The 14188-nt window shown below is 40.0% G+C and carries 13 protein-coding genes; 9 read left to right on the forward strand and 4 right to left on the reverse strand.

Features of this window, described 5'->3' with window-relative positions; translation table 11 throughout:
- Positions 1 to 193 precede the first annotated feature (193 nt).
- Positions 194 to 1273: a protease SohB gene (gene sohB, locus JFU56_RS20530; protein WP_198439115.1), complete on the reverse strand. Its 1080-nt coding sequence runs from the start codon at positions 1271 to 1273 to the stop codon at positions 194 to 196.
- A gap of 115 nt (positions 1274 to 1388) precedes the next feature.
- Here sohB and JFU56_RS20535 point away from each other — a divergent pair, with 115 nt between their 5' ends.
- The 9 genes from JFU56_RS20535 to JFU56_RS20575 all read left to right on the forward strand — a co-directional run bounded on the left by JFU56_RS20535 (position 1389) and on the right by JFU56_RS20575 (position 11969).
- On the forward strand, positions 1389 to 2132 hold the full coding sequence (locus JFU56_RS20535; protein WP_198439116.1) for a YciK family oxidoreductase: 744 nt from the start codon (positions 1389 to 1391) through the stop codon (positions 2130 to 2132).
- 341 nt (positions 2133 to 2473) lie between these two features.
- Complete coding sequence (locus tag JFU56_RS20540; protein ID WP_198439117.1) at positions 2474 to 3214, forward strand: 5-oxoprolinase subunit PxpA; 741 nt, start codon at positions 2474 to 2476, stop codon at positions 3212 to 3214.
- Between the two features lie 2 nt (positions 3215 to 3216).
- Entirely contained in the window at positions 3217 to 3927 is a 711-nt protein-coding gene (locus tag JFU56_RS20545) for an allophanate hydrolase subunit 1 (RefSeq protein WP_198439118.1), read from the forward strand.
- Complete coding sequence (locus tag JFU56_RS20550; RefSeq protein ID WP_198439119.1) at positions 3924 to 4877, forward strand: biotin-dependent carboxyltransferase family protein; 954 nt, start codon at positions 3924 to 3926, stop codon at positions 4875 to 4877. Before JFU56_RS20545 ends, JFU56_RS20550 begins: the two co-directional genes overlap by 4 nt.
- A 452-nt stretch (positions 4878 to 5329) precedes the next feature.
- Positions 5330 to 6313, forward strand: a complete 984-nt coding sequence (locus JFU56_RS20555) for a TAXI family TRAP transporter solute-binding subunit (RefSeq protein WP_198439120.1) — start codon at positions 5330 to 5332, stop codon at positions 6311 to 6313.
- A 259-nt stretch (positions 6314 to 6572) separates the two neighbouring features.
- Positions 6573 to 9155, forward strand: a complete 2583-nt coding sequence (locus JFU56_RS20560; protein WP_198439121.1) for a TRAP transporter permease — start codon at positions 6573 to 6575, stop codon at positions 9153 to 9155.
- Positions 9156 to 9264: 109 nt separating this feature from the next.
- Positions 9265 to 9699, forward strand: a complete 435-nt coding sequence (locus tag JFU56_RS20565) for a universal stress protein (RefSeq protein ID WP_198439122.1) — start codon at positions 9265 to 9267, stop codon at positions 9697 to 9699.
- A gap of 167 nt (positions 9700 to 9866) precedes the next feature.
- Entirely contained in the window at positions 9867 to 10946 is a 1080-nt protein-coding gene (locus JFU56_RS20570) for a response regulator (RefSeq protein ID WP_198439123.1), read from the forward strand.
- Positions 10947 to 11018: 72 nt separating this feature from the next.
- Positions 11019 to 11969, forward strand: a complete 951-nt coding sequence (locus JFU56_RS20575) for a GGDEF domain-containing protein (RefSeq protein WP_198439124.1) — start codon at positions 11019 to 11021, stop codon at positions 11967 to 11969.
- A gap of 77 nt (positions 11970 to 12046) precedes the next feature.
- Here JFU56_RS20575 and JFU56_RS20580 read toward each other — a convergent pair whose 3' ends face one another.
- The 3 genes from JFU56_RS20580 to JFU56_RS20590 all read right to left on the reverse strand — a co-directional run bounded on the left by JFU56_RS20580 (position 12047) and on the right by JFU56_RS20590 (position 14120).
- Positions 12047 to 12277 (reverse strand): DUF2986 domain-containing protein, encoded by a 231-nt coding sequence (locus JFU56_RS20580; RefSeq protein WP_198439125.1) that lies wholly within the window; start codon positions 12275 to 12277, stop codon positions 12047 to 12049.
- A gap of 14 nt (positions 12278 to 12291) precedes the next feature.
- Positions 12292 to 12759 carry a DUF1456 family protein gene (locus tag JFU56_RS20585; RefSeq protein WP_198439126.1) on the reverse strand — a complete coding sequence of 156 codons (468 nt, stop codon included), beginning with the start codon at positions 12757 to 12759 and terminating at the stop codon, positions 12292 to 12294.
- Positions 12760 to 12881: 122 nt separating this feature from the next.
- A complete protein-coding gene (locus JFU56_RS20590; protein WP_198439127.1) occupies positions 12882 to 14120 on the reverse strand; it encodes a triacylglycerol lipase in 1239 nt (412 codons plus the stop codon).
- Between the last annotated feature and the right edge of the window lie 68 nt (positions 14121 to 14188).

Here is a 14188-nt window from a genome sequence, read left to right on the forward strand (position 1 = left end):
CACTTATAGTAGTCAATATTTTTTTAATTATTTTTCTAATGCTTAGAATTCATACAAAAATATACCACTAAGGTGGTCGTTAAAATGTAGATTAAAGCACTAAAAATAAATAAAAATCAAATAAATAAACCGTCAGTCATCAATACATTAGTTTTATACATCAATCTATTTTTTGCAATGAAGTACTTACAATTTATAAATGTGGGTACTTACTTTGCTGTAAAAACTTATTTAAACTTGTCGACATCGCCATTGATGCAGCTTGAGCGAGTTTTTCAGCTAATTTTTTACGCACTACATATTTCACGGTATAAATAGTTTGCGACTTGTTGGCTTTTAATAAGTAATCATCACTGGTTTGTAAAGTGTCCACTAAGCCACGTTCGTGGGCGTGAGTACCAAACCAATGCTCGCCTGTCGCGATTTTTTCAATATCCATTGCAGGGCGATGAGCGCTGACAAAATCTTTAAATAATACGTGCGTTTCTTCAAGCTCTTGCTGGAATTTTTCACGTCCAGATTCATCATTCTCACCAAACATGGTAAGCGTACGCTTAAACTCGCCAGCAGTAAGCTGTTCAACATCAATATTGTTCTTTTTCAATAGACGATTGAAATTTGGAATTTGAGCAACAACACCGATAGAACCCACAATCGCAAACGGCGCTGCAATGATATGGTCAGCAATACATGCCATCATGTAACCACCGCTCGCAGCGACTTTATCTACCGCGACAGTTAGCTTAATATTAGCTTGTTTTAGACGTTCTAGCTGTGAGCTTGCAAGGCCATAACCATGCACAACACCACCACCACTTTCTAAACGCACTAAGACTTCATCACGCTCGTTGGCGACGAATAAAATAGCCGTAATTTCTTCACGCAACGAGGCAACTTCTTTAGCATCAATACCAGCCGTAAAGTCGAGTACAAATAAACGCGATTCAAGCTCCTCAGCTTTGCTTTCGTCTTTCTGTTTGGCCTTTTCTTTATGTGCTTTTTTAAGTGCTTTCAGCTCTGCTTTATGTTTTTTCTTTTCTGCTTTGTGTTGTTCTTTTTCTAATAACTTAGCTTCATCCTCAGACACAAGGTGTAGCTGAAGTTCATCTTCAACATCTTTGAATTGCTCTGATAAATTAGTGATCTCTAAACGTCCATTGGTCTTCTTTTGCTTAGACGTAAGACTGATAATACTGACCACTACAAATAATAATGCCAAAACGAATGTTAGCGTTTTCGCTAAAAAAATACCGTATTCATTTAAAAATTCCAAATCTTAATCCTCGGTCGGTTATATCTATTTTTGCTCTTTATAGCATCTACAGCATCGCATCTACAAGCTTTGCAGGTTACAATATTGTCAGATATGTCGATATGGAACCCAAAAAATGGATTATCAAGCAGAAAAAAATCTATTAGAAAACAAAACTATTTTAGTAACAGGTGCCGGTGATGGCATTGGACGTCAAGCAGCGCTAACCTATGCAGCACACGGTGCGACAGTTATATTACTGGGTAAAACAGTCTCTAAACTTGAAGCTGTTTATGATGAAATCGAAGCGCTTGGCGCGCCAACACCTGCGATTATTCCGCTTGATATGAAAGGCGCGACGGTTGAAAACTATAAAGACATGGCTGATACCATTGATACGCAATTCGGTAAACTAGATGGTTTATTGAACAATGCAGGTCAATTAGGTGTATTAGGTCCATTTCATCAAATTGATGAAAAAAGCTATGACGAAGTAATGCAGGTTAATGTTAAAGCTCAGTTATTCATGACGAGTGCGCTATTACCCGTCCTTAGAAAAGCCGACAAAGCCTCTATTATTTTCACGTCATCAAGCGTTGGTGTGAAAGGCCGTGCTTACTGGGCTGAATATGCAATTTCAAAATTTGCTACTGAAGGCATGATGCAAACATTAGCTGACGAATTTGAGAATACCAATGTGCGAGCTAACTGTATTAATCCTGGTGCAACACGTACCGGTATGCGCTCGAAAGCCTTCCCTGGTGAAGATGAAAAAGTATTACTCACACCTGAGCAGATCATGCCGCTTTATCTTTACCTCATGGGTAACGATAGCGTTGCGGAAACAGGTAAAACATTTAAAGCACAGCCAAACAGATAGTTTGCAGGTCGCAGACTGACTAATGGATTAAATGCTCACATCCCTAACACGTGATAACGTCATTGTTAGGGATTTTTATTTCTGAGCTAATCAGATCTCGTCTAAATGAACTCTCCCGCCGTTTATGCTACTTGCCATCGTTTATGCTAATTGCTCCGTTAATTCCTCAATAAGATCCTTCATCTATATAAAATACTTGCCATCATAATTAATTGCTGCAATAACTAATATCTATACTTTTAGTGAATGAACCAGAATAACTTTCGATGACTAAACCCAAATTAGCTCTAAATACTGCCCACTACTATATAGAAAGAGTTTGTTAATAAGGATATTAACCAGTGAAATTAAATTGTGATATGGGCGAAAGCTTTGGCCATTGGCAACTTGGTATGGATGACTCTGTCATGCCGCATATTGATATGGCTAATATCGCTTGTGGTTTTCATGCCTCTGACCCGCTTATTATGCAGAAAACAGTCGCGCTGGCTAAACAATACGATGTCGCAGTTGGCGCACATCCTAGTTATCCCGACCTTGTTGGCTTTGGCCGTCGCCATATGCAATGCACTGCAGATGAGATCCAAGCCTTAATACTCTATCAAGTCGGTGCCCTCGCCGCTTTTTGTCAGCAACAAGACATTCCGCTCAGTTATGTCAAACCGCACGGCGCGCTTTATAACGATATGATGCAAGATAAGGCAATACTCATTGCGATTCTTAAAGGTGTCGCAGCATTTAGCGCTAACTTACCACTAATGCTGATGGCACAAGCAGATAATAGTCATAATGAATCACTTGCAGCTCAATTTGAGGTGCCATTACTATTCGAAGCTTTTGCCGACCGTCGCTATACAGATTCAGGATTATTACAAGATAGACGCCAAACAGATGCTGTACTAACTCAGCAGAGTCAGGTTATCAATCAAGCAATACAACTTGCACAGCAAGGCTGTGTAATAAGTAATACAGGTAAGTTAATCAAGCTAAAGGCTGACACGATCTGTGTTCATGGCGATAATGCGCAATCTATTGCCGCGATCGCGCAAATAAAATCAGCATTAATGAGCACTAAGGATTAGCGATGCAGTACCACCTGGAAATGATTGGTTATGATGCGATCCTTATTCGTTTTACAAATGCAGATAACAGCCAACTATTACCCGTTATCTATACCTTAAATCTAAAGCTAATTAACTCAACAAATTTAAAGGCAGCGATTACTGATGTCATCCCTTCGTACCAAACCTTGCTAGTTAGCTTTAATATCATGAAAATAGAGCCAGAGCAGTTAATCCATCGAATCAACAGTCATGTTAAGCAAGTATTAAGTGCCCACTTAAAAGCTGTTGATTTCCCTACATTACCGATCACAATACCGGTTTGTTACCATCAAAACGTTGCGCCAGATTTAGAGTCATTATCACAGCGTAGTGGATTATCGATTACTGACATCATCCACATCCATTCTTCTACTATATATAGTTGTTATGCTATTGGCTTTATGCCGAATTTTGGCTACTTAGGTAATGTTGATGAACGCATTCAAATGCCTCGGCATACGGCACCAAGAACGCAAGTTCCGGCCGGAAGTGTTGGAATTGCAGATAATCAAACCGCGATCTACCCAAAAGCCAGTCCCGGTGGCTGGCAGATAATAGGACAAAGCCCTGCTGCTTTAGATTGCCTTACAGTAGGTTGCCAAGTTAAATTTGAACCAATATCCCTAGATGACTTTCATCAATATCAGCATCTAGGCCAAGGCAAGAACTTACAGAGGGCTAATTCGTCATGACACACATTTCTGCATTTGAAGTGAGTAAACCGGGAATACATAGCTTAATTCAAGACCTTGGTCGGTTTGGCTATCAACACTTAGGCATTACTCCTGGCGGGCCAGCAGATCTGCACGCCTATCTCTGGGCCAATAAAATACTGGGTAATCACAGTAATATGGCCAGCATTGAGATCCATTATGGATTAGTGACATTAACAGCCTTAGTTGATACTCAAATCGCTATCTGTGGTGCAGAGTTTGGCGTAACGATTAATGATAAACCTGCATTTAATTGGCAAACCCATCATGTAAACTCTGGTGATGTGATCCAGTACCGTAGCGCAAAAACAGGGAAATGTGGTTATCTCGCCATTTTAGGTGGCCTACAAACAGAAACAGATTACCAAAGTCGTAGCACAGTGATCCGCGATGAACTTAGCCCAGCGACCAGTACACCGTTATATCAAAGCCAACTTTTACCCGCATCAATAGCCAGCCTTAAATACGTAAAAACAGCCACTGATTTACCAGCAGAAGTGATGGTTCCCCGACATTATATTCCTAATTACTCAGCGCCTCTTACTTTGGGTTTATTACCTTGCTATCAATGGTCCTTGTTGACGTCAAAACAGCAGCATCAACTGCTATCCAATAAATATCAGATCAGCACGCAAGCAAACAGAATGGGCTATCAATTAGTCGGTGACATGATCACGGATCTCCCGACAGCATTAACTTCGGAAGGTGTGGCACTAGGCAGCGTGCAACTCCCAGCTAATGGCCAACCTATTATTTTGCTTCAAGACAGACAAACGATAGGTGGTTATCCGAAAGCGGGGGTTATTTCAGCAATAGACTGTAGTCAATTATCACAGCGCCAACAAGGAGCAGAAATTACATTTAGACTCTATAATCCGCTTGTTTCACGTTATAAAATGCAAGCTTTCAGGCATTTTTTCGACTTTTAACCATGATCTATGACGCTTTATATCTGTAATATTCTTTGAAACGAACACAAAACAGCCAACCTATTCAGTGATGGAGTTCACGTATTTAACCATTAGAATAAATATTTACCTTATGTTATGAACATTTAACAAAATATAATATCCCTCGCAAAATAACTAATTCAAATTTACAAATATGTATTTATATACAAAAAAATCTATCTAAGACCCCAGTGTGTACTAGAATTTAGCTTAAATCACTTCAAAATCATATAATGTTTACTTTATGTTAATTCAGTGTCACAAAGTATGGTCAAAACAGATAATGATGGGTTATTTTGCTGTATCATAAGTATTGCATTATTTATTTTTGCTGATTAAATACACCCACTTGAATTTACGGATTCAATTTCATGGCCACAGAATGCCCTGAAGTAAACAAGCGACTAATGACTTATTAAAAGGAACACAACATGTCTATTACAAAAACAATTGCAAAATCACTTGCTATCGCAGGTTTGACAGTAGCAGCTGCTGCACCAAGTATCGCAACAGCGAAAACAAGTGACTTTATTACAATCGGTACTGGTGGTGTTACAGGTGTCTATTATCCTGCCGGTGGTGCAATTTGTAAATTTGTAAACCGCAACCGTAAAGAGCACAACATCCGTTGTTCAGTAGAAAGTACTGGTGGCTCAGCTTATAACATCAACACAATGCGTGCTGGTGAACTTGATTTCGGTGTAGCACAATCTGATCAACAGTTTTATGCTTACAAAGGTTTAAACCAATACAAGAATCAAGGCCCTTACACTGACTTACGCGCGGTATTCTCACTACACGCTGAAGCACTAACTATTGTTGCTCGTAAAGATTCTGGCATCAAAGACTTTAAAGATCTTAAAGGTAAACGCGTAAACGTAGGTAACCCAGGTTCAGGCCAACGCAGCACAATGGATGTTGTAATGAAAGCTTACAACTGGGATAACAGTGCGTTCTCACTAACATCAGAACTTAAAGCAAACGAACAATCTCAAGCACTATGTGATAACAAAATCGACGCATTCGTATTCTTCGCTGGTTTCCCAAATGGTTCAATCAAAGAAGCTACAACAACGTGTGACGCAGTACTTGTAACAGTTAACGATTCAACGGTTGAAAAACTAATTGAAGAGAACCCTTACTACAGCCAAGTAACGATTCCAGGTGGCACTTACACTGGTACGCCAAAAGACACAGTAACATTTGGTGCGCGTGCAACAATCGTTACACCAAAATCAATGTCTGACGAAATCGTGTATGAAGTAACTAAATCTGTATTCGAGAACTTTAATACATTTAAGCGTTTACACCCATCATTTGCATCGCTAACAAAAGAAGACATGGCGACAGCAGCACTTAGCGCACCAGTTCACCCTGGCGCAGCTAAATACTACAAAGAAGTTGGCCTAAAATAAGCCCTCTTTTATTTGAATAATATGAAGGGGACATTGTCCCCTTCATATTTTATATCAAATTATTTATCCGACTTTATAATCATAATTCAATTTTTACTACTCTTACTCCTGTTACTGACTATTCTTATACTACGGATTAGTTAAGCTGATAAGCAGTACAGCCTTTCATATATTAAGAGTCCTGTAATTATTAATTATTCAACTAACGAATAACCGAGCCACTTCTTACGATCACATATCGAAGAATGATGGAGGACAGATGTCTAAAACAGAAAATCAAACCACTAGCATGGATGCTGAACTGCAGGAAATGCTTGCACAATCAGATACTGGTGCGCGCGATCCTAAAGGTATTGCTAAAAAGATTTTGTTAATAGTGCCGTTTATATGGGCGTTATTTCAATTATGGTATGCCTCTCCTCTGCCGTTCATTTTAAACTTTGGTATTATTAATGATACTGAAGCCCGCTCGATCCATTTAGCTTTTGCTATCTTTTTAGCGTTTACAGCTTACCCTGCGATGAAATCGTCACCGCGCGACCATGTGCCGCTGACTGATTGGGCTTTTGCATTCGTAGGTGCTTTTTGTGCTGCTTACCTTTTCCTATTTTATAATGAACTAGCTGATCGTGCTGGTGCACCGACTTTCTTTGATACAGCAGTTGCTACGACGGGCATGTTATTGCTGCTAGAAGCGACTCGCCGTTCTTTAGGTCCACCACTGATGATCGTGGCAGCGGTATTTTTAACTTATACCTTTGCTGGCCCATATATGCCGGACATTATTGCCCACAAAGGTGCAAGTTTAAATAAAACCATGTCTCACCAATGGTTAACTACCGAAGGTGTATTTGGTGTTGCTGTTGGCGTATCAACGTCATTCGTATTTTTGTTTGTACTATTCGGTTCACTACTTGATAAAGCAGGCGCTGGTAACTACTTCATTAAAGTTGCATTCTCACTACTTGGTCACATGCGTGGCGGTCCTGCAAAAGCAGCCGTTGTTGCATCAGGTTTAAGTGGTCTAGTATCAGGCTCTTCAATTGCGAACGTAGTAACAACAGGTACCTTTACTATTCCGTTGATGAAACGTGTTGGTTTCCCTGCGACTAAAGCGGGTGCTGTAGAAGTTGCGGCATCAACCAATGGACAGCTAACGCCACCAATTATGGGTGCTGCTGCATTCTTGATGGTGGAATACGTTGGTATTCCTTATATCGAAGTAATTAAAGCGGCGATTTTACCTGCGCTTATTTCTTACGTTGCGTTAATCTACATCGTGCATTTAGAAGCATGTAAAGCCGGCATGGAAGGTTTACCACGTCGTCATAAACCGACACTAGCGCAGAGCTTATTCTCGTTTATGTCTGTTGTGGTGCTAATCATCGTGCTTAGTTTTGCTGTGTACTATGGTATCGGCTGGACGAAAGATGTCTTTGGTGATGCTGCAACTTGGATAGTGGGTATCGCAACAGTTGTTATTTATGTCGCCTTAGTTAGATATTCAACAAAATTCCCTGAACTTGAAATTGATGATCCAGACAGTGAACTGCTTGTATTACCAGAACCGGGGCCAACAGCAAAAGCAGGTTTATACTTCCTACTACCAATTGTAGTATTAGTATGGTGTTTAACGGTTGAACGTTTCTCTCCAGGTCTATCTGCATTCTGGGCAACTGTATTCATGATCTTTATCGTGATCACGCAGCGCCCATTACAAGCTTACTTCAAACAAAGCCAACCAATACCAAGTGCAATTAAAACTGGTTTTGTTGAATTGTTCGATGGCATGGTAACTGGCTCACGTAACATGATCGGTATCGGTGTAGCGACTGCTGCTGCAGGTATTGTTGTGGGAACAGTAACGTTGACAGGTATCGGTCTAGTGATGACTGAGTTTGTTGAGTTCATCTCTGGTGGTAACATCATGTTGATGCTCGGCTTTACCGCGCTTATTAGCTTGATCTTAGGCATGGGTTTACCAACAACAGCAAACTACATCGTGGTATCAACATTGATGGCGCCAGTGATTGTTGAACTTGGTGCTCAAAATGGCTTGATCGTACCGCTAATCGCAGTGCACTTATTTGTATTCTACTTTGGTATCCTAGCCGATGATACACCGCCAGTGGGTCTTGCAGCCTTCGCTGCAGCCGCCATTGCCAAAGCAGATCCAATTAAGACTGGTATTCAAGGTTTCATGTACGACATCCGTACCGCGATCTTACCTTTCATGTTCATCTTTAATACTCAGCTATTATTGATTGGTGTGGACTCAATAGGTCACTTGCTTCTAACCATCTTCTCGGCGACCACTGCGATGCTGGTATTCTCCGCAGCGACGCAAGGTTACTGGTTAACAAAATCGAAATGGTATGAAACGATCGGATTATTATTAATCACGTTTACCTTATTCCGCCCTGGTTTCTGGTGGGATATGGTCTATCCACCAATTGAAGAAGTAAGCCCGCAACATATTGAGCAAGTACTTGCTGATTTACCTGTTGGTACTGATGTACGCTTGCGCGTTGAAGGCGAAACACTCGATGGTGCATTCCAAACTAAAATTGTACAGCTACCTTTTGCTGAAGATGCGATCACAGGTGCAGAACGATTATTAAGTACTGGTTTAGAATTACGTACCGAGGGTGACAAAACAATTGTTGATATGGTTGGTTTTGACTCTCCAGCTGAAAAATCAGGTATTGACTTTGATTGGGGTATTCTCATGGTTGAACGACCATTAGACCGTCCAGCGAAAGAGTTCCTGTTCATTCCAGCATTATTGCTACTTGCAGGTATTGCATTTGGTCAGCGTCGCCGTATCGCAGCCAATAAGTAATTATCATCCAGAATATGAAATGCAGTGGATTTTCTAACACTGCATTTCTTTACTGATGAAATGCTGATTAGCACTCACTACATCACTCATTTTAAATAAGTAACTTATTATGTATAAAACGATTTTATTACCGGTTGATCTTAACGAAGAAGGTTTTAGTCATATCGCAGCTGAACACGCTTGCGCATTAGCTAAAATAGCGGGTGCAGACATCCATTTGTTAAACGTCTTACCAACGTCTCAACTGCCAATGGTTTCTGCGCATTTCCCTGCATCTGTTTTGCAAGAGATCCGCAAGTCTGCGCATGTAGCATTACAAGATTTTGCTAAAAAACATATTGATGACAGCATTACAACGCACATTCACATGGCTGAAGGCCGCCCATCAAAAGAAATCATTAAAGCGGCGAATAAATACCATGCTGATTTAATCGTTATGCCAAGCCATAAGCGCGCTAAATTAGAGCTTGCAGTGATCGGTTCTATCGCTGCGAAAGTGGTCAGTGCAGCATCAATGAATGTTATGGTTGTTAAACCACAATAAACATATTTATGAGCAGTGTTATCTACTGCTCATATTTTCAATAACACTATCTTGAACTGTTATTATTTCCTCTTTGTCCGCTTCTATTTCTTTTACTTCCCCCCGTTTTTTAGTTACTATTACGCCCTAATTCTGTGCTCCTTCACTGAAATTGAAAAAGGATATTCATGTCAGTTTCTGTATTAATCTGTGATGATTCAAACCTAGCTCGTAAACAAATGGCTAGAACACTTCCTCCCTATTGGGATGTAGACGTTAGCTTTGCATCTAACGGAGCCGAAGGCATTGATTTAATCAAAGCAGGTAAAGGTAGCATCGTATTTCTCGATCTGAATATGCCAGTAATGGACGGCTACCAAGTTTTAGAGACCATTCAAAAAGAGCAATTAAATGCACTAGTTATTGTTGTTTCTGGTGATATCCAAGCAGAAGCTCACCAACGGGTTACCGCATTAGGCGCACTGGCATTTATCAAAAAGCCGGTAACAAGTAAGCAAATCGAAACTATCCTGATCAATTACGGCATCGTTGATAAAGATGAGTTCTCTCGGGCGGAAGTACAATTAATAGCCCAACAAAAAGCAGAAAAGAGACAACAAGATTTAATCAAATCGATTCCAGATACCTTGCCGTCATTAAGCAAAGAGCTCGAACTACAACCTGAATTTCGTGATGCATTACAGGAAGTGGCTAATGTAGCAATGGGACAAGCTGCCGATTTATTAGCACGTTTACTCGATGTATTCGTGTTATTACCTGTACCGAACGTAAATGTTTTAGAAGCCAGTGAATTAACCATGGCGTTGTCTGCAGCCTCTGAACAAGCGTCGATATCAACCGTTTGCCAAGGCTTTATCTGCTCTGGTATTTCTGGTGAAGCATTATTGTTATTCCATGACTCAAGCTTTGATGACATGGCTAAGTTAATGGGCATTGATAACCAAGATTCAAATTTCCAAGAGAAAGAAATTCTCATGGACACGGCGAATATTCTCATTGGCGCATTCCTACAAGGCTTTAGCCAGCAGCTAAACGTTAGTTTTAGCCAAGGCCACCCTTCTGTTCTCGGTCAACACAGCACAGTACAAGAGATGATAAATGCGAATAATTTCCGTAAACAAAAAACCGTTGCGATTGAAATAAATTATCAGATTGAACACCACAATGTACAATGTGATCTATTAATGCTGTTTACTGAGAGATCGCTGCCGAGTTTACTTAATAGCCTTTCTTACCTCATCGATTAACTGAGTTTGTCTTGATGACTTATTTAAATACACAGCGATCAAATAAGCTGACCGCTTCAAGGAATTGTTAACATGGATAATCAAAGTTCATTGAGTGAGTTTCATTGGATCATGAATATGGTACAAACCATTGACGCGGGTCTTGTGGTATTAGATAAAGACTTAAAAGTTCAACTTTGGAACGACTTTATGAGTAATCACAGTGGAGTAAGTGCGAGAGATATGCAAGATACTCCGCTATTCTCACACTTCCCTGAGCTACCAGAAGCCTGGTTACGCAGTAAGATCGATTCAGTTTTTTTACTCAAAAATAACGCTTTCACCAGTTGGGAACAGCGCCCTTATATCTTCCGTTTTAATAACTACCGACCTGTGACTGGTATTTCAGAGTTTATGTTTCAGAACATGACAATCATACCGTTGGCATCTTTCACAGGTGAAGTCACACACGTAAGTTTAATTATTTATGATGTTACCGATATTGCGATTAACCGTTTGCAGCTTGATAAAGCCAATGAAAAACTCGCACATTTAAGCCAAACAGATGCGCTAACACAACTTGCTAACCGCCATCGCTGGAATACCCTCATTGATAATGAGTTTAAACGCGTTAAACGCTACGAGCAGACATCAACATTAATGATGCTTGATATTGATCACTTCAAAAAGGTCAATGATACTTATGGCCATGTTGCGGGTGATAAGGTTATTGCGGAAGTATCAAGAGTGATCCGAGAAAGCGTCAGAGAAACCGATTTTTCAGCGCGATACGGTGGTGAAGAGTTTGCCATTTGCTTGACGAATACAACGGCTGATAATGCGATTATATTAGCAGAGCGTCTGCGTAAGGCGATTGAGAGCACGCTAGTGTTAGATGATGGTAATGTCATCCAAGTAAAAATATCGATTGGTATGGCTGAGTTTATAGCGGATGTAGAGTCGGTTGATCATTGGACAAAGAATGCGGACAGTGCATTGTATAAGAGTAAAGAAAATGGTCGTAATCAGTACACTATTTTCTAAGCTGTAATCGATTGAAACGAAAAAGGTATAGCGTCGCTATACCTTTTTTTATATTTGTTATTTTACATTTTAGCTAGCTATTCTGCTGCAGTTTGATCTTTTTCAACACTTGGTTCTTCCTGAACGCTTTCTTGCTGAGTAGTTTCTTGTAAAACATTATCTTGTAAAACAAGCTCTGCCTCTAATGCCATTTTTTCTCGTTCAGCTTTAGAAATGTAACGTGGCTTATTAGAACTTGGTGCTAATTTAGCATTCGCTTTTTTAGCTTTTTTCTTTAATGTTGAAACAACTTTTTTCTTTCTGTTCATTATATTTGATCTTATTACTTATCTTCTGGACGATGTTTTATTTGCAGGCCTGCAAGGAAGTTACGTAATACTTGATCTTTACATTCACGGAAGTGTTTGTGATCAGGTTTACGGAAAAATGCACTTAGTTCATGCTTACCTAAACGGAATCCAGCAATTTCTAATAATTCAAGAACGTCTTCATTCTTAAGATCTAACGCAATTTTTAACTTACGTAAAATAATGTTGTTATTGATCGCATGCTCAGGTTCAGGTTGTGGGCCGTCTTTTTTACCGCGGTTCGCATTAATTAGACCATTTAAAAAAGTAGCCATTTTCGTATCATTAAGACGCACACATGCTGGATCTTCATCTTTTTTTAACCAATCGCTGATTTCGCCACGTGTAACATCTGCTTCAGCGTGTTTAAACAAAGTAATCATTTTGTCGTCACTGAAATTAAAAGTGTAGCGAATACGGCGTAAAATATCATTATTGGTCATTAATTAGTCCTAATCAGGCTAGCGTGATGTCATTATGACTCACAATTTAAGTTATGGCGCACAGTATAGCAGATAACCGATAGCTGATAACAGGCTCGTGACGCTATATACTGACTCCAAATTTACTTATCTAATAACCAATGTCTTATTTTACTATATACATCAGGATGATAAAGCAGATCCATGTGATTCATATCGCGACCAACCCATTGATGTTGCTCAGGGAAAGTTAAGTGTAGTAAATCATCGTTATGACGACCAAGGGCACTGTCTACATTCACTAAACCATCACCAATTAAACCATCACCAACGACTGTGGATTGCTTACTTTTCACTGCTGCAACGGTATAACAATGCACACCATTAGGTAACGCCAGTGATCCTCGATCGTCAGAGGTATAACTAAAGCGATCTTTACCTTGCCAGTCTTCATCAATTATCGAGCCGTAACGTAAATCAGTAATACCAGCACTACGGATTTGACCTAGCTTAGCAAACGGTAAACTAAATGGATTGGATCCCAGTAATATATCAATCATATTACCGCCCTTTTCGAGCGCAGCGCCGTGATGTGGCGTCCCTAAAAATACCATTTTATGTACTTGTTGTAACCAAGAGTTCCCAGCTTTTTCACCATAATGAAAAGCACTTCTAGAGACTAACCCGCCCATACTGTGAGCAAGAATAGAAAGTGTTAAGGGTTGTGGTGATATCGTCACTAAATATTCAAGGAGCGCGGCTAAATCACGGCCATTTTCAGAGATATGACGACCGGTATTATAGTGTAAATAAATTGGCTCATAACCAAGGTCACGTGCTAACTCAATACCATGATCGTGTTCATCAACTTGCCACTGCAGATCGTTCATACATAAGCCGTGTACCATCAACAATATCTTGCCATCAGATTTTTGAATAAGATTACGTAAGGCTACATCTGTTAATGCGACACCATCTCGGCGTAATTGCATGATCACAGCAAGCGGGTTTTGACGTTCAAGTAAATAATCGCCGAGTACACCATTAAGCATTGAAATGGCCACTTCACGTTTGAGTGATGATTCATGCTGGCCCAAAGCCGAGCCAAATTGTGATAAAGATAAATCCACTTTATCACCGACGAACGCAGTGATACTACGAATATTACGATAAACAAAGCCAGTCACGCCTCGTGTTTTTGTCGGCGTGGTTTTATCATTAAGACCAAGGCTTAAAATGGTGTAATGCAGTGCTTCAACGATGTCCGTTAACCCTGTCACAGCATCGACTGCGAGCTGGTTTACGCCACGAATATCATTTGCACGATCGGTATGAGACAGCTTGATTTCTAAACTTTTTGATTTTCTGCGGGTGTTAAACATATAGCACCTTCTGTATTTAGCGTTAACAACGAATTAAAATCATGACACTGTTGTAACGCTAAATACTT

The organism is Moritella sp. F3, assembly GCF_015082335.1.
Classification (GTDB): domain Bacteria; phylum Pseudomonadota; class Gammaproteobacteria; order Enterobacterales; family Moritellaceae; genus Moritella.